General features: G+C 71.0%; 19 protein-coding genes. 13 read left to right on the top strand and 6 right to left on the bottom strand.

Features of this window, described 5'->3' with window-relative positions; genetic code table 11:
• Nucleotides 1-87 precede the first annotated feature (87 nt).
• Entirely contained in the window at nt 88-861 is a 774-nt protein-coding gene (locus tag ABZ459_RS26775) for an alpha/beta fold hydrolase (protein WP_357975448.1), read from the bottom strand.
• Nucleotides 862-964: 103 nt separating this feature from the next.
• Here ABZ459_RS26775 and ABZ459_RS26770 point away from each other — a divergent pair, with 103 nt between their 5' ends.
• The 10 genes from ABZ459_RS26770 (at nt 965) to ABZ459_RS26725 (ending at nt 13,109) form a co-directional block, all read left to right on the top strand.
• Complete coding sequence (locus ABZ459_RS26770) at nt 965-1,813, top strand: helix-turn-helix transcriptional regulator (RefSeq protein ID WP_357975445.1); 849 nt, start codon at nt 965-967, stop codon at nt 1,811-1,813.
• A gap of 129 nt (nt 1,814-1,942) precedes the next feature.
• On the top strand, nt 1,943-3,067 hold the full coding sequence (locus ABZ459_RS26765; protein ID WP_357975442.1) for a serine hydrolase domain-containing protein: 1,125 nt from the start codon (nt 1,943-1,945) through the stop codon (nt 3,065-3,067).
• A gap of 141 nt (nt 3,068-3,208) precedes the next feature.
• Nucleotides 3,209-3,760, top strand: coding sequence for a DUF305 domain-containing protein (locus tag ABZ459_RS26760; RefSeq protein WP_357975439.1), 552 nt, complete (start codon nt 3,209-3,211; stop codon nt 3,758-3,760).
• 60 nt (nt 3,761-3,820) lie between these two features.
• Nucleotides 3,821-4,516, top strand: coding sequence for a FadR/GntR family transcriptional regulator (locus ABZ459_RS26755; RefSeq protein WP_352318565.1), 696 nt, complete (start codon nt 3,821-3,823; stop codon nt 4,514-4,516).
• 34 nt (nt 4,517-4,550) lie between these two features.
• Nucleotides 4,551-5,801: an ABC transporter substrate-binding protein gene (locus ABZ459_RS26750; protein WP_357975436.1), complete on the top strand. Its 1,251-nt coding sequence runs from the start codon at nt 4,551-4,553 to the stop codon at nt 5,799-5,801.
• The gene (locus ABZ459_RS26745; RefSeq protein ID WP_357975433.1) at nt 5,801-6,646 is read left to right on the top strand and encodes a sugar ABC transporter permease; all 846 of its coding nucleotides are present in this window, start codon (nt 5,801-5,803) and stop codon (nt 6,644-6,646) included. Before ABZ459_RS26750 ends, ABZ459_RS26745 begins: the two co-directional genes overlap by 1 nt.
• A complete protein-coding gene (locus ABZ459_RS26740; protein ID WP_357975431.1) occupies nt 6,643-7,452 on the top strand; it encodes a carbohydrate ABC transporter permease in 810 nt (269 codons plus the stop codon). The genes ABZ459_RS26745 and ABZ459_RS26740 overlap by 4 nt, the downstream gene beginning before the upstream one ends.
• Nucleotides 7,453-10,434 carry a hypothetical protein gene (locus ABZ459_RS26735; RefSeq protein ID WP_357975428.1) on the top strand — a complete coding sequence of 994 codons (2,982 nt, stop codon included), beginning with the start codon at nt 7,453-7,455 and terminating at the stop codon, nt 10,432-10,434. It abuts the gene before it with no gap.
• The gene (locus ABZ459_RS26730; RefSeq protein ID WP_357975425.1) at nt 10,431-11,663 is read left to right on the top strand and encodes an enolase C-terminal domain-like protein; all 1,233 of its coding nucleotides are present in this window, start codon (nt 10,431-10,433) and stop codon (nt 11,661-11,663) included. Before ABZ459_RS26735 ends, ABZ459_RS26730 begins: the two co-directional genes overlap by 4 nt.
• A gap of 9 nt (nt 11,664-11,672) precedes the next feature.
• Complete coding sequence (locus tag ABZ459_RS26725) at nt 11,673-13,109, top strand: peptidase S10 (RefSeq protein WP_357975423.1); 1,437 nt, start codon at nt 11,673-11,675, stop codon at nt 13,107-13,109.
• Here ABZ459_RS26725 and ABZ459_RS26720 read toward each other — a convergent pair.
• The 5 genes from ABZ459_RS26720 to ABZ459_RS26700 all read right to left on the bottom strand — a co-directional run bounded on the left by ABZ459_RS26720 (nt 13,068) and on the right by ABZ459_RS26700 (nt 17,513).
• Complete coding sequence (locus ABZ459_RS26720) at nt 13,068-13,982, bottom strand: hypothetical protein (protein ID WP_357975420.1); 915 nt, start codon at nt 13,980-13,982, stop codon at nt 13,068-13,070. The genes ABZ459_RS26725 and ABZ459_RS26720 overlap by 42 nt on opposite strands.
• Nucleotides 13,973-14,392, bottom strand: a complete 420-nt coding sequence (locus tag ABZ459_RS26715) for a peptidase inhibitor family I36 protein (protein WP_357975417.1) — start codon at nt 14,390-14,392, stop codon at nt 13,973-13,975. The genes ABZ459_RS26720 and ABZ459_RS26715 overlap by 10 nt, the downstream gene beginning before the upstream one ends.
• 177 nt (nt 14,393-14,569) lie before the next feature.
• On the bottom strand, nt 14,570-15,340 hold the full coding sequence (locus tag ABZ459_RS26710; protein WP_357975414.1) for a glucose 1-dehydrogenase: 771 nt from the start codon (nt 15,338-15,340) through the stop codon (nt 14,570-14,572).
• Nucleotides 15,337-16,347 (bottom strand): DUF4432 family protein, encoded by a 1,011-nt coding sequence (locus ABZ459_RS26705; protein ID WP_357975411.1) that lies wholly within the window; start codon nt 16,345-16,347, stop codon nt 15,337-15,339. The genes ABZ459_RS26710 and ABZ459_RS26705 overlap by 4 nt, the downstream gene beginning before the upstream one ends.
• A complete protein-coding gene (locus ABZ459_RS26700) occupies nt 16,344-17,513 on the bottom strand; it encodes a DUF4185 domain-containing protein (RefSeq protein WP_357975408.1) in 1,170 nt (389 codons plus the stop codon). Before ABZ459_RS26700 ends, ABZ459_RS26705 begins: the two co-directional genes overlap by 4 nt.
• Before the next feature lie 128 nt (nt 17,514-17,641).
• Between ABZ459_RS26700 and ABZ459_RS26695 the strand changes: the two genes are divergently transcribed.
• From ABZ459_RS26695 to ABZ459_RS26685, 3 genes are all read left to right on the top strand, one after another.
• Nucleotides 17,642-19,252: an ATP-binding cassette domain-containing protein gene (locus ABZ459_RS26695; protein WP_357975405.1), complete on the top strand. Its 1,611-nt coding sequence runs from the start codon at nt 17,642-17,644 to the stop codon at nt 19,250-19,252.
• Nucleotides 19,253-19,316: 64 nt separating this feature from the next.
• A complete protein-coding gene (locus ABZ459_RS26690; protein ID WP_357975402.1) occupies nt 19,317-20,117 on the top strand; it encodes a hypothetical protein in 801 nt (266 codons plus the stop codon).
• 104 nt (nt 20,118-20,221) lie between these two features.
• Nucleotides 20,222-21,700 carry a hypothetical protein gene (locus ABZ459_RS26685; protein ID WP_357975399.1) on the top strand — a complete coding sequence of 493 codons (1,479 nt, stop codon included), beginning with the start codon at nt 20,222-20,224 and terminating at the stop codon, nt 21,698-21,700.
• Nucleotide 21,701: the final 1 nt, after the last annotated feature.

The raw sequence follows: 21,701 nt of genomic DNA, 5'->3' as shown, positions 1-21,701 counted from the left end.
GATTCAAGATCCAGGCGGCGAGAGTGCTCACTCACCAGCGGCTACCAGGCACCGAGTCTGCCCGATCAGCAGCCACGGTAGCTCCCATTAGGCGGTGAAGTCGCGGACGAGGGTGACGAAGTCGTCGGGGCGTTCGACGCTGGAGACGTGGCCGGTGTCGAGTTCGAGGTAGGAGCTGCCGGGGATGGCGGCGTGGAGCTCGCGGGCGTTCTCCACCGGGATCAGGCCGTCATGGGCGGCGCCGACGACCAGCGTGGGCGCCTGGATGCCGGGCAGCAGATGGCGGAGGTCGACGCGGCGGCCGAGGTCGATCTGGCGCAGGCGGCCGGGGTGCGGCCGGAAGTACGTCGCCCGGTTCTCCAGATCCTCGGGGGCGAGGGAGTTGAGGTAGCGGCGGCTGAAGGCGGTCAGCATGGCGAAGCGGGCGAAGGCGTCCGGGTTGCCGGCCAGGCCGAGCCAGGTCTGCAGGGCGGTGCGCAGATAGGCGTCCTCGGTGTGGGCCCAGCCTGAGAGCGGGATCAGGCGGCGGACGAGTTCGGGGCGGGTGGCGGCGAGGGACAGGGCGACCACCGCGCCCAGGGAGAAGCCGAGCAGGTCCACGGGGGCCTTGCCGGAGTCCTCGATGACGGCCGCGAGCTGCCGGGTCAGGCCCTCGACGGTCAGAGGGGCGCCGTCGTCCTCGGCGAGGTCGCTGCCGCCGAGGTCGGGCAGGATCACGGTGTTGCGGTCGGCGAAGCGCTCGGCGACGCCGTCCCAGGTCGACGATCCCGGGCCGGTGCCGTGCAGGAGCACCAGGCCGGGGCCGTCGCCGACGGTGCGGTAGGCGAGGCGGGTCCCGGAGACGGTCAGGTGTCGGGTCATGGGCGCCACCGTGCCAGCCGGGGGTGCGGATGAGGAGCGGACCGGATTCCCTAGGACAGACAGTCCTGGACTGCGATATTTCGCGGTATTGCAGGATGGGCTCATGGATCGTACGGAGCTTGCCGACTTCCTTCGCCGCTCGCGGGAGCGGCTGCTGCCCGGCGAGGTGGGGCTGCCGTCGGGGCCGCGTCGCCGTACCCCGGGGCTGAGGCGGGAGGAGGTGGCTCAGCTCGCGGGCATGTCGGCCGACTACCTGATGCGGTTGGAGCAGGCACGCAGCCCGCAGCCGTCCACCCAGCTGCTGGGCGCGCTGGCGCGGGCGCTGCGCCTGACGCGCGACGAACGCGACCACCTCTACCTGCTGGCAGGGCACCGGCCGCCGGCCGGGCCGCGGGCGGGCGAGCACGTCAAGCCGAGCCTGCTCTACCTGCTCGACCGCCTCGTCGGGACGCCCGCGCAGGTGCTGAGCGACCTGGGCGACGTGCTGGCGCAGAACGCCATGGCCGAGTCCCTGTTCGGGTGCAGCTGCACGACCGAGGCGCCCGATCGCAACATCGTGTGGCGCTGGTTCACCGACCCGTTCAGGCGGGAGGCCTATCCGGAGGAGGAGCGCGCCGAACGGTCCCGCCTGCACGTGGCCGACCTGCGCGCGGCGGTGGTCCGCCGCGGCAACGACGAGCCGGCCCGGACCCTGGTCGAGCGCCTGCGTCGGGCCAGCCCGGAGTTCGTCTCGCTGTGGGAACGGCACGAGGTCGCGGTACGCCGCGGCAGCCGCATGCGGGTCCGGCATCCGGCCATCGGCGCGATGGAGTTCGACTACGAGGTGCTGCTGGCTCCGGCCGAGGACCAGCGGCTGCTGATCTTCACGCCGCCGCCCGGGTCGAAGACGTTCGAGGCGCTGGAGCTGCTGCGGGTGGTGGGGCCGGAGACCGTGCACCGGAGCCATCGGTAGCCGTACGGGGGACGCCGCGTCAGCGGGCGCGTCAGGACGGCGACGGTCCGGTGTCAGCGCGGCCGGGGATGGTTGAACCATCACCGGTTCGGGGGATGCGGCCCGAAAGCTCTGAAAGGCGTATGAATCATGATGAACGACAGCGTTTCCGTGAACGACGTGGCCGAGCGTCCGGAGCTGCAGAAGATCCTCCAGGAGATCGTGGACGCCGGTTTCGTCGGCGTGCAGCTGCGGGTGAACGACGAGCGGGGCGAGTGGGTCGGCAGCGCCGGGGTGCGCGAGCTGGGCGGCCTCGCCGAGCCGCCGACGGACGGGCGCTTCCGGGTCGGCAGCGTCACCAAGACCTTCACCGCGGCCCTCGTCCTGAGCCTCGTGGCCGATGGCGTGATCGGCCTGGACGATGTCGTGGACGACCACCTGCCCGAGTTCGGGCTGGACCGGCGGATCACCGTACGGATGTTGCTGCAGCACACCAGCGGCGTGTTCAATTTCACCGGCGAGTACTACGAGGACGGCACCGTCGTGCCGGGGATCGTCTGGTCGGGCAGGGAGTGGGTGGAGAACCGCTTCAAGACCTACCAGCCGCAGGAGCTGGTACGGCTCGCGCTGTCCAAGCCCGCCCGCTTCGAGCCGGGGACGGACTGGAGCTACTCCAACACCAACTACGTCCTGGCCAGGCTGCTGATCGAGAAGGTCACCGGCCGTCCGCTGGCCGAGGAGATGCGGCTGCGCGTCCTGGAGCCGCTCGGGCTGCCGGACACCGTCGTGCCGGACACCGACACGGAGATCGCCGGGCCGCACGCCCACGCCTACTACCGCTACGAGGAGGACGGCCAGGACAGGACGGTCGACGTCACCCGCCAGAACCCCTCCTGGATCTCCACCGGCGGCGACATGATCTCGACCACCCGCGACCTGCACACGTTCATCTCCGGGCTGATGGGCGGCCGGCTCCTGCCGCCCTCGCTGCTGGCCGAGATGCGCGACGCGCACCCCAAGGTCGGCTACGGCCTGGGCGTGTTCGTGCAGGACGCGGACCCCGACAGCGGCACGCTCATCACGCACAACGGCGGCATCTCGGGCTCGGCGGCGCTGATGTTCAGCACGCCCGACGGCCGCAAGACCCTGACCGCCTCGGTGACCTACGTGGACGACGCCGCGATGTCCCAGGCGGCGGCGTTCCAGGAGGTCGTGCAGCGGCTGGTCAAGGAGGTCTTCGGCGGAGCGGCCGGCCGGGACGGGGCGGCGTCCTGAAGACCGGAGCGGACGGCGGCGGGTCGGCCTGATGCCGACCCGCCGCGCCGGCGTTCCGCCCCCTTGACAGGGGCCCTTGCGCGCCTGGGGGAAATCGTCTAACTCTTAGGAAGGTTTCCTTTTTAATGGAAGGCGCGCAGAGTGGCCGCTACCCCCCGATCCGGCGCCCTGAAGCTCGTCCTGGCGGCCCTGGGCCTCCTGCTGGCCACCGCCTGCGGGGCGGCCGGGGCCCAGGCTCCTCCGGTGAACGCCCAGGACGTGATGTTCGTGCAGATGATGGTGCAGCACCACCGCCAGGGCATAGAGATCGCCAAGCTCGGCAGTCAACGGGCCACCGACGACCAGCTCCGGATCCTGGTGGCCGCCGTGGCCAGCACGCAGCAGGACGAGGTCGAGATGATGCTGCGCTGGCTGTACGCCTGGGAACAGCCGCTCACCGCCGCCTCCGGCGCCCACGACCACCACGGCGGCATGCCGGAGACCGACCGCAAGCAGATCAGGGCGCTGAAGAAGTCGAAGTCCTTCGAGCACGACCTGATGACCCTGCTGATCACACACCAGGGCGACGCGATCAGGATGGCGGACACAGAGGTGGCCTCCGGCGCGGACCCGGCGGTCAAGGAGTGGGCGGCACAGGTGCAGGCGTCCCGCAAGGCGCAGATCGACCTGATGAAGGACCTGCTCAAGCGCTGATCGGGGGAGATCCCCGGTCGGCGTAGACGCGCGTCGGAATAAGTGATTAGATCACTTGATATGTCCGAGGTTGCGCGGCCGACGCTTTCCGACGCTCTGACCGAGCGCATGCTGGAGCTCATCCGTAGTGGAGGGCACCGGCCGGGCGACAGGCTGCCCTCCACCAGGGAGCTCTCCCAGCGTTTCGCCGTCACCACCCCGACGCTGCGCGAAGCGTTGCGCAGGCTGGAGGCCACCGGAGCCATCGAGCTGCGGCACGGCTCGGGCATCTACGTCGGCGCCGACATCGAGCGGCTCGTGCTGCCCAACCCCAACATGCGCGAGATGCACGCCGCCCAGCTCCTCGAACTGCTCGGGGCGCGGATCGTGATCGAGCCGCCGCTGGCCGCCATGGCCGCCGAGCACGCCGAGGGCGCGGAGCTGGCCGCGCTCAAGCGGGTGCTCGACCAGGCCGGCCGGCACCTGCGCGGCGAGGACGCCGAGCTGCACGAGGCCAACATGTCCTTCCACCGGGCGACCGCGCGGATGGCGGGCAACAGCGTGCTGCACGAGGTCGTCGACTCGCTGCTCACCGTCCACGGGCCGGAGCAGCGGGAGATCCTGCAGATCTTCGACGACCGGCGCCGCGACTACGAGGAGCACCTGGCCATCCTGGAGGCCATCGAAGCGCGTGACGCCGCCGAGGCACAGGCGCGCATGCGGGCCCATCTGGTCGACGTCCGGACCGTCGTCGAACAGAGGTTGCCACCCAGATAGAGCAAGTCCCCCCGAAAGAGCAAGGAGGCCGGCCATGTTCCGGTCACGTGTGGCCACGCTCGGCGTGGCGGCGCTGGTCCTGACCGCCTGCGGCGGCAACAGCGCCGAGGCGCCGAAGAAGAAGACCGAACTGACGCTCTACAACGACAAGGGCGCCTGGACGAAATACTTCGACGAGATGGGCGCGCTGTCCAAGCAGCAGATCGGCCTGGGCATGAAGCCGACGGGATACACCGACTCCGCGCAGTACCAGGCCTTCATCAAGGCGTCGTTCCGCACGGACGTGAAGCCCGACCTGTTCACCTGGCAGACCGGGGGGATGCTGGCGGAGATCGTCAAGCAGAAGCAGGTGGCCGACACCACGGCCGTCTGGCAGGAGGCGATCAAGGCGGGCGACCTGTCGCAGGACCTCGCCCCGTACTACACCATCGGCGGCAAGCAGTACTGCGTGCCGATGAACGTCGCCTACTGGGGCATGTTCTACAACAAGAAGATCTTCGACAAGTACGGCCTGAAGCCCCCGCAGACGTGGGACGAGCTGGTCCAGGCCGCCGAGACCCTGAAGAAGAACGGCGTCAAGGCCTTCTACCACACCAGCGTGCTGTTCTCCTTCGTCTGGTTCGAGCAGCTCCTGGCCGGCTCCGACCCCGACCTGTACGACCGGCTGTCCACGGGCCAGGCCAAGTACACCGACCCGGGTGTGGTGCAGGTGATGGAGAAGTGGAAGTCGCTCATCGACGCCGGATATTTCATGAACCCGGGTGACAAGACCGACCCCGGGGACGTCATGAAGACCGGCAAGGCGGCCATGGTCTCCTTCGGCACCTGGTTCGGCACCAGCATGACGCAGCGCGACCTGAAGTCCGGCACCGACTACGGATTCTTCGTCATCCCCAACGTCAACCCCGCGCTGCCGAAGACCTCGATGATCTTCGAGAGCGGGCCGCTGTGCTCGCTCGCCAAGGGGGCCGACCCCGACTCCAGCATGAAGTACCTCAAGTGGTGGACCAGCGCCGACGCCCAGAAGAAGTGGGCCACCACCAGGGGCGACGTGAGCGCCAACCCGAAGGTCGAGATCGCCGACGAAGCGCTCGGCGCGGTCACCAAGGACGCGGGCGGCGGCAAGTACCGCCTGGTCAACCGCTACTTCGAGGCCACGCCGCCGCCGGTGCTGACCGCCGCGCTGGACGGCTTCGGCAAGTTCGTCACCGAGCCGGGCACGTACAAGGAAGTGCTGGACACCATCCAGAAGGCCGCCGACGAGTACTGGGCCACGCATCAGTGATGAGCGCGCGGACCCCGATGTTGGGCCGGTTCAGGCACGGTTACGTGGCGCCCGCGGCCGTGCTGGTCGCGGGGCTGCTCTACGCGCCGTTCCTGTGGACGGCCTACCTGAGCCTCACCCGCTACGACGGCCTGGAGCCCCCGGCGTGGGTCGGCGTGCACAACTTCGTCAAGCTGCTGGACGACCCCGCGCTGCTCACCTCGACCCGCAACACGCTCATCTGGGTGGCCGGCACGATGGTGCTGCCGGTCGGGCTCGGCCTGCTGGTCGCGGTGCTGTCCTACGACATCAAGGGGGGCGCCTGGTACCGGGTGCCGTTCATGTTGCCGTACGCGCTGAGCGGCGCGGGCCTGGCCATGGTGTGGAGCCCGGTGTTGTCCCACGACGGGATCGCCAACCGGCTGCTCGGCGTGGACACCGCGTTCTTACAGGTCGCGCCGGACAACACGCTGGCCATGCTGCTGGTGTGGACCTGGCAGCAGCTCGGCGTGAACACGCTGCTGTTCGTCGTGGGCCTGCAGTCCATCCCCAAGGAGCCGATCGAGGCCGCCCGCCTGGACGGCGCCTCCGGCTGGCGGCTGTTCCGGCACGTGATCTGGCCGCTGATGCGCCCGCTGACCGCGGTCGTGGTCGGGCTGGCCCTGGTGGCGAGCCTGAAGACGTTCGACATCGTGTGGGTGCTGACGCAGGGCGGCCCGGGACGCAACTCCGAGACGCTGGCGGTGACCATGTACCGCGACACGTTCGTGGCCAGTGACTACGGCTACGGCTCGGCGGTCGCGGTGCTGCTCACCGTGGTCACCGGGCTGGCCTCCTACCTCTACCTGAGGAGGCAGGTGCGATGATCCGGCGCATCGTGCTCATCGTGCTCGGGCTGATCTGGCTCGGCCCGACCTACCTGCTCGTGGTCAACGCCTCCAGGCCGGCGGCCTCGTACGACCCGGGCAGCGCGTGGGTGCCGTCCGGCGACTTCGCGCTGCTGGACAACTTCGGCCGCGCCCTGGACAGCGCCGACCTGACCGGCAGCCTGGCCAGCACCGCACTCTACGCGGTCGTCTCGCCGCTGCTCGGCGTGGTGATCGGGGCGCTGGCCGGTTACACGATCGTGGTGCTGCGGCTGCGCCACGGGTTCTGGTGGTTCCTGCTGATCTTCGGCGGCACCGTGTTCCCGTCGCAGATGTTGCTCGTGCCGCTGTTCGTCGGCTACAGCGACGCCGGCCTGTACGACAGCAGGCTCGGCATGATCCTCATCTACACCGCGATCAACGTGCCGCTGGCCGCGTTCGTGCTGCGCAACTTCTACACGGGGGTCGCGTTCTCGATCTTCGAGGCGGCCCGCATGGACGGCGCGTCCACGTGGCGCATCTTCTGGCGCATCTACCTGCCGATCTCGCTCAGCGCGCTGACGGCGGTGTTCATCCTGGAGTTCACCTTCATCTGGAACGACCTCATCTTCGGCCTGACGCTGACCCAGAGCGAGAGCGTGCGGCCGGTCATGACCGCCCTGGCCGGGCTGATGACCGACGTCTACGCAGGCACCCCGGTCCCCGTCGGCCTGGCGGCGGGCCTGGTGGTCTCGCTGCCGACGGTCGTGCTGTTCCTGGCAACCCAGCGCCTCTTCGCACGGGGCCTGTCCCTAGGGAGTGTTTAGATGACGAGCCGGTTGCTGCAGCGGAGCCTGGGTAGCCCCGACTACGACGGGATCAGGCAGGCGCTGCGCAACGACACCTCGACACCGGTGATCAGCGCGCGCGGGCTGGAGGTGCGGGTCGCGGTGCTGCCGCTGTTCACGCACGACGGCCGCCAGGCGGTCAGGGTGTCGAGCACGCAACCCCTGACCCACGTGCTGGTGGGCGTCGACAGCGCCTCCGGCACGGACGTGACGCTGCTGGTGCCCGAGGTGGACGCGCCGCGCACGCTCACCCTGGAGTGCCGCGACGACGCCGGCGTGGTCGGCAGCGCGCAGGTCACGGTCACCCCGCAGCGCAAGTGGAGCGTGTTCGTCGTGCACCACTCGCACCTGGACATCGGCTACACCGACCCCCAGGGCACCGTGCTCCGCCACCACCTCGACTATCTCGACGCGGCGCTGCGGCTGGCCGAGGAGACCGCCTCCTGGCCGGACGACGCCAGGTTCCGCTGGACGGTCGAGTCGTCGATGCCCGCGCTCAAATGGCTCGACGCCCGGCCCGCTGAGCAGGTCGAGTCGTTCGCCGCGCTGGCCAGGGCGGGCGCGATCGAGGTGACCGCGCTGCCGTTCCAGCTCCACACCGAGGCGTGCTCGACCGAGGAGCTCTACCGCCAGCTCCGCTTCACCGCACAGCTCCAGGACCGGTACGGCTTCGCCACCAGGTCCGCCATGCACACCGACGTGCCGGGCGCGGTCGTGGGGCTGGTGGACGCGCTCAACGCCGCCGGCGTGCGTTACCTGGCCGCCGCGCACAACTGGGCCGGGCGGTCGGTGCCGTACCTGCACGGTGGCGACAAGCTGACCAGGCCGTTCCGGTGGCGGGCGCCGAGCGGGAACGAGCTGCTCGTGTGGTTCACCGACACGCCGCACGGGATGGCGTACATGGAGGGCAACACGGTCGGGCTGACCGACTCCTACGAGCTGGCCGACGACCTGCTGCCGCGTTACCTGTCGGCGCTGGCCACGCGGGGCTACCCGTACGGGCCGGGGACGTTCGGGTGGCAGGGGCCGGACGCGCCGCGCGAGCCGTACGAGCTGGACGTGCTGCACCTGCGGGTCCAGGGCGCGCACGCGGACAACGCCGGGCCGTCGATCGTGCCCGCCTCCATCGCCCGCCGGTGGAACGAGACGTGGGCCTGGCCGCGCCTGCGCTCGGCGGTCAACAGCGACTTCTTCGAGCACGTCGAGGAGCGCTACCACGACCGCCTGGCCGTGCACGAGGGCGACTGGACCGACTGGTGGGCCGACGGGCTCGGCTCGGGCGCCCGCCCGCTCGGCTACGTGCGCCGCGCCCAGTCGGCCCTGCGCGTCGCCGAGACCCTGCACACGATCGCGGGCGCGGACGCCACGGACCAGATCGACGAGGCGTACGACAAGGTCGCCCTGTTCAACGAGCACACCTGGGGCGCGGCCAACCCATGGGAGGACGCCGAGGAGGCGGGCGACTCCGGCGGCCTGCAGTGGACCCGCAAGTCATCGGGCGCCTACCAGGCCCAGGACGACGCCTCCGACCTGCTGCACGCCGCCACCCGCCGCTTCGCCGCCGCCCTCTCGACCCCGGACGCGGAGGTCGCCGCCCTGCCGGGCGCGGACGCGGACGCGGAAGGCCGAGCCCTGGCCTCCTTCGCCGTCTTCAACCCCGGCACCAGGGCGCGGACCGACGTGGTGCGCGCGTTCCTGCCACGCGACGTGGTGGCCGTGGACGTGCCGATCGCGCTGGTCGACGCCAGGACCGGCGAGACCGTGCCGCACCACGAGGAGTACGTCGATCCCGACGACTGGCCGACCCGCCCGATCGGCCGGCACGTCCACGCGGTCGTGCCGGCCGTCCCCGGCTTCGGCTACGCGCGGCTGGACGTCGTCCGCGGGCCGGGCCAGGCCCCCGAGCCGGTCGAGCCGGACCTGGACGGCGTGATCGAGAACGAGTTCTACCGGGTCGCCTACGACGTGCGCGAGGGCTACATCAGCTCGATCTTCGACAAGTCCGCCGGCCGCGAGCTGGTCAACGGCGACGCCGCCGCCGGCTTCGGCCAGTACGTCTACGACCGCTACGCCACCGCCCCGCACTTCAACCACCTGTCGGGCCACGTCGGGGCGCACGACAGGACGCTCCTCGGTGACCGGGCCGTCGCCCGCAACGCGACGATCGTCAGGGCCCTGCGCACGGCGGTCGGCGAGAAGCTGGTCGTCGAGCTCCAGGGCAAGGGCGTCGACTGGCTGCGCACCACGATCGAGCTGCACCGGGGCGTCCCCAGGCTCGACCTGACCTACCAGCTCGCCAAGCAGGGCACCCCGGCCAAGGAGGCGGTGTTCCTGGCGTTCCCGTTCGCGACGGGCCCGGCCACGGCCTGGGAGCTGACCGGCGGGGTCGGCGGCCCCGGCGTGCCGCGCGTGCCAGGCTCGGCCGAGTACATGTTGCCGATCAGGCACTGGATCGCCTTCGAGGACCCCGAGCTGACCGTCGCCTGGGCCACCCTGGAAGCGCCGCTGGTGCAGCTCGGCACCATCCACATGCCGTACGCGCCGTTCCCGCCCACGCTCGACCAGGAGGACGGCACGGTCTACTCCTGGGCGCTCAACAACATCTGGGACACCAACTTCCCGGCCCAGCAGCAGGGCGAGACCACCTTCCGGTACGCCGTCACGTCGGCGGCCGGCGTCAAGGGCAGCAGGCTGGGCGCGGCGGCGGCCTCGGGGCTGACCGAGCCGTTCGTCGGCGCGCTGATCACCGGCGGTCCCGGGGCCACCGAGACCTACGCCTCGGTGGACCACCCCGACGTGCTGATCACCTCGATCGGCCGGGTGGACGGGGAGCAGGTGGTCCGGCTGCAGTCGCTGGCCGCCGAGCCGGTGACGGCGACGGTCACGGTCCCTGGACGGGATCCGGTCGAGGTCCGGCTGCCCGCTTGCGGGGTCGCCGTCGTCGGAGGGAAGCGCGCGTGAGGATCGTTGACATCCGGGCCACGACGGTCGCCGTCCCGCTGGAGGCGCCGCTGCGGCACAGCAACGGCGCCCACTGGGGCCGGTTCGTGCGCACGATCGTCGAGGTCGAGGCCGACAACGGGCTGGTCGGCCTGGGGGAGATGGGCGGCGGCGGCGAGAGCGCGGAGTCGGCCTTCCGGGCGCTCGTCCCGTACCTGAAGGGGCACAACCCGTTCGAGCTGGAGGCGCTGCGCTTCAAGATCGCCAATCCGACCGCCTCGCTCTACAACAACCGCACTCAGCTCCTCGCCGCCGTCGAGTTCGCCTGCCTCGACCTCGTCGGCCAGCACCTCGGCGTGCCCGTCCACGACCTGCTGGGCGGGCGGCTGCGGGACACGGTCCCGTTCGCCTCCTACCTGTTCTTCCGGTACGCCGCCGACGGTCACCCGGAGATCCGCACCCCCGGCCAGCTCGTCGAGCACGCCGCCCGGCTCAAGCAGGCGCACGGGTTCACCGTGCACAAGCTCAAGGGCGGCGTCTTCCCGCCGGACTACGAGCTGGAGTGCTACCGGGCCCTGGCCGAGGCGTTCCCGGACGACCGGCTCAGGTACGACCCCAACGCCGTCCTGTCGGTGGCCGAGGGGCTGCGGTTCGGCCGGGCCATCGAGGGGCTGAACAACGACTACCTGGAGGATCCCGTCTGGGGGATGGAGGGGCTCAGGGCCGTCCGGGAGCAGGTCAGGGTGCCTCTCGCCACCAACACGGTGGTCGTCAACTTCGAGCAGCTCGCCTCCAACGTGCTGCGCAGGTCCGCCGACGTGGTGCTGCTGGACACGACGTTCTGGGGCGGGGTCCGGCCGTGCGTGAAGGCGGCGGGGGTGTGCGACACGTTCCAGATCGGGGTGGCCGTGCACTCCTCGGGCGAGCTCGGCATCCAGCTCGCGACCATGCTGCACCTCGGCGCGGTGCTGCCGAACCTCACCTACGCCGCCGACGCCCACTACCACCAGCTGCGCGACGACGTGATCGAGGGCGGCCGGCTGCCGTACGCGGACGGCGCCATCGCCGTGCCCTCCGGGCCGGGGCTCGGGGTGCGCCTCGACCCGGATCGCGTGGCCCGCTACGCCGAGCTGTACCGGGAGACCGGCGGCTATCCCTACGACCGCGACCCGGGACGTCCCGGCTGGTACGCCACCGTCCCGAACGAGCGCTTCGCCGACCCCGCGATCTCGGTGGACGTTGCCCCATAATTGGCCGCTATGTCCGACGAAGTACAGACGAAGCAGCCCGCCGACAACCTGGTCACCACCCGGCACGCCCTGCCGACCGGCCAGGGATACACCGCCACGACCGGAACCATGGTGGTGCGCGAGGAGGTGTTCACGGACGGCACGTTCGACGGCCACCGCCCGAAGGCCGAGGTGTTCCTCACCTCCTACACGCTCGACGACGCCGACCCGCTGACCAGGCCGGTCACGTTCGCCTTCAACGGCGGGCCCGGGTCGTCGAGCGTGTGGCTGCACCTCGGCATCCTCGGCCCGCGCAGGGTCGTGATGGGGGACGCGGGCGCGCTCCTGCCGCCGCCGTACGCGCTGGCCGACAACGACGAGACCCTGCTCAAGGTCAGCGACCTGGTCGTCATCGACCCGATGTCCACCGGCTACTCGCGGGCGGTCGAGGGCGAGAAGGCGGAGCCGTACCACGGGTTCAGTGGCGACGTGGAGTCGGTCGGCGAGGTGATCCGGCTCTGGACGACCAGGAACGCGCGGTGGATGTCGCCGAAGTTCCTGGCCGGCGAGTCGTACGGCACGGTCAGGGCGGCCGGGCTGGCCGACCACCTCCAGTCGCGGTACGGCATGTACCTCAACGGCGTGATGCTGATCTCCTCGGTGCTCGACTACGCGACCGTGGAGTTCAACGTGGGTAACGACGTGGCCTACGCCCTCTATCTACCGACTTATGCCGCCATCGCGCACTACCACGGGCTGCACGGCGACCGCCCGCTGGCCGACGTGCTGCGCGAGGCCGAGGAGTACGCCTCCCGCGACTACCCGTGGGCCCTGGCCCGCGGCAACCGCCTCACCGCCGGCGAGCGCGCCGCCGCGGTCTCCAGGGTCGCGGCCCTGTCCGGCCTCTCCGAGGACTACGTCGACCGCGTGGACCTGCGCATCGAGCACATCCGCTTCTTCACCGAGCTGCTGCGCGAGCGCCGGCTGACCGTCGGCAGGCTCGACGGCCGCTTCACCGGCTGGGACCCCGACGGCGGGCGCGAGCACTTCGTCTCCGACCCGAGCAGCAACGCCATCACCGGCCCCTACAGCGCCGCGCTCAACCACTACCTGCGGACCGAGCTGGAGTACGCCAACGACCTGCCCTACGAGATCCTCAGCTCGCGGGTGCACCCGTGGTCGTACAAGGAGTTCGAGGGCGTGCACCTCAGCGTGACCGACCGGCTGGGCGCCGCCATGCGGACCAACCCGCACCTGCGCGTGCACGTGGCCTGCGGCTACCACGACGGCGCCACGCCGTACTACGCGGCCGAGCACACCTTCGCCCACCTGCCCGTGCCCGCCGAGCTGGCGGCCAACGTCGAGTTCAAGTACTACGAGGCCGGCCACATGATGTACGCCCACGAGCCCAGCAGGCTGCGCCAGTCAGCCGACCTGGCGGCCTTCGTGCTCGGACAGCAGGCGTGAGGCGCGCTCCAGCCGTTGCCGCAGGCTGGCCGCGAGCGCGTCGAAGCGTTCCCGGTTGTCCCGGATGACCGCGCGCTGAAGCTCGGCGTCGGCCGAGAACCAGGCGGCGACCAGGCCCGAAGCCCACTTGCAGGTCGTGTCGGCGACGGCTGTCAGCTTCTCCTCCTCGCTGACGTCCGGTTTCTCCAGGTTCCAGCGGGAGTCGGCGATGGCCGACTCCGGGTCCGGGTAGGGGTGTCCCGCCTGGGTCATGCACGACTGCCAGCGCCTGGTCGCCGCAGCCACGCCGCCGTGCTTGGCGGCCTGTTCCAGGGTGAGCGAGTCCTGCAGGCCCAGCCAGGGCCAGTCCGCCTGGCGGGTGCCGCCCTCCAGCTCCGCGGAGGCGCGGTCGAGGCAGCCGCGGTCGGCGGCGGTGCCGTACAGGCGGTGGCGGGTGTGCTTGGGCAGTTTGTTGACCCAGGAGCCGGTGGTGTCCGGGGACGGGGGCCTGGCCAGGTGGTAGCCGTACCGCTGGGCGGCCGAGGTGTCCACGACGCCATAGCGGCGGGAGTTGCCCGGGTCGATCGCCGCCAGCTCGGCGGCGTCCTCCGCGGGTGGGGTGACGGTGAGGCCGCGGCGGCTCATGCACCGCGCGACCAGGTGGTTGTGGGCATTGCCCAGGACGGCCCGCTGCTCGGGAGTCGGCTTGTAGGCGTCGAACGGCAACACGAGCTGCGACACCGAGGTCACGCCCGCCGGGGGCCGTTCGCGTACGGGCTCGCCGGCGGCGCAGGCCGCGACGGACAGCAGCAGCGCGCCCGCGAGGAGGCCGCGACAGCCGGTTTCCGGCGGCCAAGCCCGGAAACCGGCACTCCCGTTATTTCTCAGCGGCACCAGATGTCGATCGAGCTGGTGCGGTTGTTGCCGATGGCGTTGTTCGACAGGTAACCGTCGTTGGAGTTGTGGGTGAAGGTGCTGTGGGCACCGGTGTAGTCGGCGTGCTGCCAGAGGGTGGCGCTGCAGCCGACCCGGTTCCTGACGGAGCTGGTCTCGTTGTCCATGCTGTGCCAGGTGTTGCTGAAGTCCCAGTTCAGCCAGTTGTTGTCGGCCAGGTCGGAGTCGTCGGCCGTGAAGTCGCGCCAGTGGTCGCTCTGGCCACGGTTGTAGTCGAAACCGGCGTACAGGCAGACGCGGCCGCCGTAGCACGTCGAGCGTGGGCTGGCCTCCGCCGCGGCAGCCGGGACGACCACGGTGAACAGCGCGGCCGCGGCGATGAAGCCGACGGCCTTCTTGGTGAGCCTCACAGGTCTCTCCTAGATCGGTGAGTCGTTTCGGAACCCGTACCAAGCGTGCTGTGAGGGGGCTCGGGACCCGCCCTCGAATACACGCAGAGAACTTGGTTACCAGGCTCACCACCTGGCACTTCGCCGCATTGACGCAACGATTGCCAGGTTCGGGAGGCGACTGGGGACTTACTCGACCTAGTCGGGGAGCGCTGCCGGGTTCCGGGCCAGCAGGCCGCCGTCCACACGGTGCTCGGCCCCGGTGATGAACGACGAACGCGGCCCCGCCAGGAACGCCACCAGCTCGGCCACCTCCTCGGGACGGCCCACGCGGCCCAGCGGGTGGGCCTTGCCCCACTGCTCGACCTGCTCCTCCTGCGACAGGTCGCCCCGCCACAGGTCGGCCGCCCAGCGCAGCATGGGGGTGTCCACCGAGCCGGGGCAGACCACGTTGACCCGGATGCCGTCGGCCGCGTGGTCGAGCGCCATGGCCCTGGTCAGGCCGTTCAGGGCGGCCTTGCTCGCGGTGTAGGCGGCCACCTGCGCCTGCGACGAGAACGCCTGCACCGACGACATGACCACGATCGAGCCGCCGCCGCGTTCCCTGAGCCTCGGCACGGCGGCCTTGCAGGTGAGGTAGACGCCCTTGAGGTTGACGTCCATGACCTCGTCCCACACCTCCTCCGGGGTGTCCTCGACCGTGCCGTACCGCTGGACGCCGGCGCAGGTGACGACGACGTCGAGGCCGCCGTACCTGGTCACGGCCAGCTCCACGAGGTCGCGCATGTCGCCGGCCCGGCGCACGTCGGCGACGACGCCGGTGACGTGCTCGCTGTCGAGCGCCGCGGTCTCGTCCACGCCGCAGAACACCACGTTCGCGCCGCCGTCGGCCAGCCGGTCGACCACCGCCCGCCCGATGCCCATCGACCCGCCGGTGACCAGCGCCACCTTGCCGGAAAACTCACTCACGCCAGCACCTCCGCGCGCCATCTCGACACCTTGGTCTCCTGCGGTCCGAGCGACAGGGCGCTCCCGTTGGCCACGGCGGCGGCCAGGCCGTCGGTCGGCATGCCGGCGAACGGTTCGAGCCCCAGCGTGTAGGCCCGCCCCCACCAGGGATAGCCGGTGGACGCGCCGAGCTCCTGCCACATCCACAGGCAGGGGAGGAGCGTCGCATCCCACTCCACCCGGATACCGATATCCCCTGAAATTTCGTACCAACCCGCCGGGAAACCCGTGAGGTAGACGATGTCGCTCGGCCCGCCCCGCTCCGGCACCACGCTCAGATCCGTCTCCCCGCCCCCGTCGGCGGGCACCACCGGCCACCGCCACGGCCCGCCGGCCCGCACCCGGCGCCCGGCCGGGCCGATCGGCGCCGCGTGCGGGATCACCCGCACGCCTTCGGGCAGCCGGATCCGCGCGCCCGCCCGCAGGAACGGCGCCCCGAAGACGATGTGCTGGCCCCACATGGCGTGCAGCGCGAGGTCCGCCTCGTTGGTCACCCGCCCCTCGACCTCCAGCGCGGCGGTCCCCGCCCGGAGCCGGAACACCTTCTCCACCTGGTACGGCAGCCGCCGTGTCCGCACGGCGAGCCGTACCGCGACCTTCTCCTCGCAGTCGGCCACCACCTCGCACGACCACGGCAGCCCGGCGACCTCGCCGTGCTGGGCCAGGCGCGCGCCCCGGTACTCGCTCGGCGCGCCGCCGTTGGGGAAGACCTCCTGCCAGCCGCCCTGGTAGTGGTCGACGAACTGGGCGACGTCGTCGGCCGCGCCGTGACGGTGGTCGCGCGGGTCGCGCAGGCCCTGCGGGGAGAGCCAGACGAAGTCGGTGTCGGTGGGTTTGTGCAGGAACTCCACCACGTCGCCGCCCTTGTCCGGCAGGACGGTCACGCGCAGCCGCTCGTTCTCCAGCGTGACCGCCCGCAGCCCGTCGAGGGTGAGGTGCCGCAGGCGCGCCGCCCAGTTGCGCCTCACCCGAACGTCACATCCAGGAACCTGGGCCGGTAGATGGACACGTCCCGGTAGTGGTCGGTGTTGACGAAGCTGTTGACGTTGTAGGAGACCACCAGGCCGTTCCCGGCGACGTCGGGATGGGCGTGGGCGTTGTAGGTGAAGACGTTCCCGCTGGTCTCGGGGGTGGTGTAGACGTGCTGCTTGCCGGTGAAGGGGCCGGTGGGCGAGCAGGAGGAGTAGGCCACGATGTTGGGGCTGAGCACCTCGGTGGTGTCATGCGTGATCAGGACATATCCGGATCCGACCCGGGTGACGCTGTACTCGTTCGCCACCCCGCCCATGATCCGGGCCGAGTCGGTCTCGTCCGGTGACCACGAGCCGTCGGCAGTGCGGAACTCCCAAATGCCCAGCAGGCTCTGGCCCCTGACCCGGGCGAGGTGCATGTACTTGGCCGAGCCGAGGTCCTCGACGCCGTACACGTAGGTGTAGCCGCCGTCCTTCAGCAGGCCGGAGGCCCAGGAGACGCCGTGGCCAGAGGGCAGGTCGTGCACGCTGATCGGCTGGTCGAGCCGGCCGGGCGCGAACCTGGCCACCACGTTGCGGTGCCAGCGCCAGTCCCACGCGCCGGAGCCGAACCGCTCGTACTCCTGGTAGGTGACCTCGACCAGGCCGCCCGCCAGCGTGGCGTCCCCGGCCCAGAACCAGTGCTTGTCGTCGCGCGGCGGCATCACGGCTTCGGGCTTCGCGGCCGTGCCGTCGTGGACGGTGGACAGCCGCCCGTCCCGCTCGACGGCGAAGGAGTTGTTCAGGAAGACGGTGCTGCCGCCCTCCTCGACGACGGGCGGCCGGGAGCCGTCGGCGTTGACCTGGCCGAGGAAGGTGTCGGAGAACACCCACAGCTCACGGCCGTTGGGCAGCCGGAGCGAGTAGGTGCCGTCGGCTCCCGTCCAGTCGTCCAGGCGGCTGTTGTCGTTGCCGTACGAGGTGAACAGGCTGGTCAGCCGGGCGTCCACGGATGCGCCGCGCACGGTGGGCGCGCACGCCGACACCGGCCCGGACGGTTCCCGCGCCACGGCGGCCGAGGGAGGCACGGGCTTGGGCGGCGCGGCCCACGCCTGCTGCGGGACGGCGACCAGGCCGAGCACGGCGACGGCGAGGGGGACGAGGGAGGAGCGGAATCGCGTCATCACCGGTTCCTAGGGGCTGGGGGAGTCCCGTACAGTTCTAGTCATTAGATCACTTGCTGTCCAGGGCCCCCTGATCACCGGCCGAAAACCGGGTGCCGGTGGTCGCCGGCGGCCGGTAGCCTGCCCGGATGGGCCACGTTGAAGTAGGACATCTGACGTACGTGCTGCCCGACGGCAGGCCCCTGCTCAACGACGTCTCCTTTCGGATCGGCGACGGTGTCAAGGCCGCGCTCGTCGGGCCCAACGGCGCGGGCAAGACCACGCTCATGCGCCTGGTCGCGGGCGACCTGGAGCCCGTCGAGGGCAGCGTGACCAGCTCCGGCGGGCTGGGCGTGATGCGCCAGTTCATCGGCAACGTGCGCGACGGGAGCAACGTCCGCGACCTGCTGCTCGGCGTCGCCCCGCCGGCCGTGCGGCAGGCGGCCGAGCGGCTCGACGCGGCCGAGCTGGTGATGATGGAGCGCGATGACGAGAAGGCGCAGATGCGCTACGCGCAGGCCATCAGCGACTACACCGACGCCGGCGGCTACGAGATCGAGGTGCTCTGGGACACCTGCACGGTCTCGGCCCTCGGCGTCCCGTTCGACCGGGTGAAGTACCGCGACGTGGCCACCCTGTCCGGCGGCGAGCAGAAGCGGCTCGTCCTGGAGGCGCTGCTGCGCGGCCCCGACCAGACCCTGCTGCTCGACGAGCCCGACAACTACCTCGACGTGCCCGGCAAGGAGTGGCTGGAGCAGCAGCTCCGCGAGACGTCCAAGACCGTGCTGCTGGTCAGCCACGACCGCCAGCTCCTCGCCAACGCCGCCGACCGCATCGTCACGGTCGAGTCGGGCAACATCTGGATCCACGGCGGCGGCTTCGCCGGTTACGCCGAGGCCCGCAAGGCCCGCAACGAGCGGCTCGACGAGCTGCGCAGGCGCTGGGACGAAGAGCACGCCAAGCTCAAGGCCCTGGTCAACATGCTGAAGAACAAGGCCAGGTACAACGACGGCATGGCCGCCCCCTACCACGCGGCCCAGACCCGGCTGCGCAGGTTCGTCGAGGCGGGCCCGCCCGAGCAGGCCCCGGCCGACCAGAACATCAAGATGCGCCTGCGCGGCGGCCGCACCGGCAAGCGCGCGGTCATCTGCGAGGGCCTTGAGCTGACCGGCCTGATGCGCCCGTTCGACCTGGAGATCTGGTACGGCGAGCGGGTCGCCGTCCTCGGCTCCAACGGCTCGGGCAAGTCGCACTTCCTGCGCCTGGTGGCCGGCGAGCCCGTCGCGCACACCGGCGTGGCCAGGCTCGGCGCCCGGGTCGTCCCGGGGCACTTCGCGCAGACCCACTCCAGGCCCGACCTGCTCGGCCGCACCCCGGTCGAGATCGTGATGAGTGAGCACGCCAAGCTCAAGAACGAGGCCATGAAGACGCTGGCCCGCTACGAGCTGGCCGGGCTGATCGCCGAGCAGCGGTTCGACACGCTGTCCGGAGGCCAGCAGGCGCGGCTGCAGATCCTGCTGCTGGAGCTGTCGGGCGCCACGCTGCTCCTGCTCGACGAGCCGACCGACAACCTCGACCTGGCCAGCGCCGAGGCGCTCCAGGTGGGCCTCGACGCGTTCGACGGCACGGTCATGGCGGTCACCCACGACCGCTGGTTCGCCGCCGACTTCGACCGTTTCCTGGTCTTCGGCTCCGACGGCACGGTCTATGAGTCGTCCGAGCCGGTGTGGGACGAGACGAGGGTCGTCCGCAGGCGTTAAAGAGTTGGTACGCCCGGCGCGTGTCATCTGCCAGCCGTGCCCATGCACGGGTTATCACGGCAAAGTGATCCCGCGTAGCCGAACCGTCAGCCTCCTCGCACTCGGGGCGATCTGCCTCGCCGGTTGTTCAAGTGAGGACCAGCCAGCCCAATCGCTCAAGCCGCTCGTTCTCAAGGAGCAGGTCTCGAACATCGCCAAGTCCACCGACGGTTACGCCGTCAACTGGGCGGGCGTGCTCAGCAACGCCAACCCGTGGCACTTCGGTGAGCACGTGGTGGCCACCATCGTGGGCCGCGACGCCGCCGGCACCGAGGTGGTGCGCATGGACCAGCCGCTCGACGCCGTGCCGCCGGGCGGCTCCCTGGCCTTCACCGGCCAGGCGTCCTCCGCCGAGAAGCCGGTGAAGGTGACCATCCAGTACCGTCCGGCGCAGTGGCGGTCCGCCGCGCGCATCCCGTCGTCGTTCCAGTCGTTCCCGATCACGCGCGTCCAGACAATGCGCCAAAAAGACGGCTCTTACCTTATTACCGGCTATGTCGGGAATCCGTATCAATTGCCGGTGAGCAGCCTGGTGGTGAACGCGTTGCTGCGTGACGCGGCAGGCAAACTGCTCGGCGGCGGCAGCACGTTCGTGGACGACGTGAAGGCCGGCAGCCCGCCCAGGTTCATCCTCACCGTGGCCGGACTGCCCAAGGGCAGCAAAGTCGCCAAGACCGACGTCACCGCCCGGACCTGGGGCTCGACCGGTCGTCCCTACGAGGACCTGGCGATGGGCGGCGCGATCCCGGTGCACACGGTCAAGCCCACCTCCGAGCCGTTCGCGGTGGACCGGGGGAGCGAAGCCATGGGGCAGGTAAAGCAATAATCGGTATTAGTCCGAACAAATAGGTTGGGAAATTGGCGGGGTCGCGGTAGACAAGCGGCGGAACCGGTAGAACTACTAGTAACCGATCCATTACCTTCAGTCACATGAATGACCGCGTCCTGGTGGAGGCACTCCGCACCCGTGACCCGGGAGCCCTCGCCGCGCTCTACGACACGCACGCGGAGAGTGTCTACCGCTACTGCTGGTCCCTCCTCCTCGACACCGACAGCGCCCAGGTGGCCCTGCGCGACACGCTGATCGCCGCCGAGGCGCACGCGGGCGCGCTGGCCCAGCCCGACAGGTTCCGGGTCTGGCTGCTCGCCCTGGCCAGGCAGGAATGCCTGCGCCGCCGGATGGCGGCGCCGCCCGGCGCCGACGAGGCCCTGGCCGAGGCCCCGCCGCTCGACGACCCGGCCGACGCCGACCTGCGGCTCATGGCCTGGTACGCCGTCGTGAGCCTGCCCGTCGCCGACCGGGAGGTGCTGGAGCTGGCGACCAGGCACGCGCTGGACGCCGCCGAGCTGTCCCAGGTGCTCGCGATCCCGCCGCGCCAGGTCGAGCAGGCCAGGGAGCAGGCGCGCGATCATCTCACCGACGCCGTCACCGCCGAGATCCTGGCCCGCAAGGGCCCCTACGACTGCCCGCGCCGGGCGCGGATCCTGGCCGGCTTCACCGGCGACCTCACCAGGGAGATGCGCGAGCACCTGGTCGGGCACGTCGCCCGCTGCGAGGTCTGCGCCCCCCACCGCGCCCGCCAGGCCTCGGCCGCCAAGGTCTTCGGCCTGATGCCCGTCGCCGCGCTCCCCGAGGCGCTGCGCATCAGGGTCATGAGCTGCTTCGCCGACCCCGAGCTGCTGCCCTACCGCCGCTACGTCGCCCGGCGCACGGCCTCCCTGGACGCCGCCGGATTTCCCGTTCCCACGCAGACGGCGGCTCGAAGGTGGCCTCAGGCGGTGGCGGGCGCGCTGGCGGCGGTCGCGACCGTGGTGGCGATAGCAGTGATCTTCAACCAGTTCGGCAAGGACAACGGCGGTCTCGCCGGGGTGGCGACGGCCGCGTTCCCCGCCACCGGCGAGCCGCCCGGCATCAGACTGCCCTGGCAACCCGACCCGCAGGACGCCCAGTTGACCGTAGAACCCATCCTCGACAGCGCCGCGCCCGAGCCGTTCGGCATGCTCGGCTCGACGACGCCGGTGCCGCCGGCCGTGCTCGTGCCCACGTACGCGAGCTCGCCGCCCGCCGAGTCCGCGCCCGGCGAGCCGCGGCCGACGCCCGACGGCCCGCCGCAGGCCGAACCGCCGGGCGAGAACCCCGGCGACCCGACGTACGGCCAGCCCGGCCAGCCCGGTCAGCCCGGCCGTACCGGCCATCCGGGTCACCCGCCGCACGGTGAGCCGGGCCGTCCGCCGCACGGCGACCCGGGGACGCGCCCGCCCACCCGGACCCCGCCGGTGCCGACCCCCACCCCCGCCCCGACGCCCACCGAGACGCCCGCGCCCACCACCACGCCCTCGGAGACGGCCACGCCCGCCCCCACGCACACCCCCACCGAGCAGCCCGTCACCCCCGTCGAGAGCGGCTGAG

This window comes from Nonomuraea sp. NPDC005692, from assembly GCF_040631115.1.
Taxonomy (GTDB): Bacteria; Actinomycetota; Actinomycetes; order Streptosporangiales; family Streptosporangiaceae; genus Nonomuraea.
The sequence above is the reverse complement of the archived record's forward strand: the minus strand, read 5'-3'. Positions and strand labels throughout refer to the sequence as shown.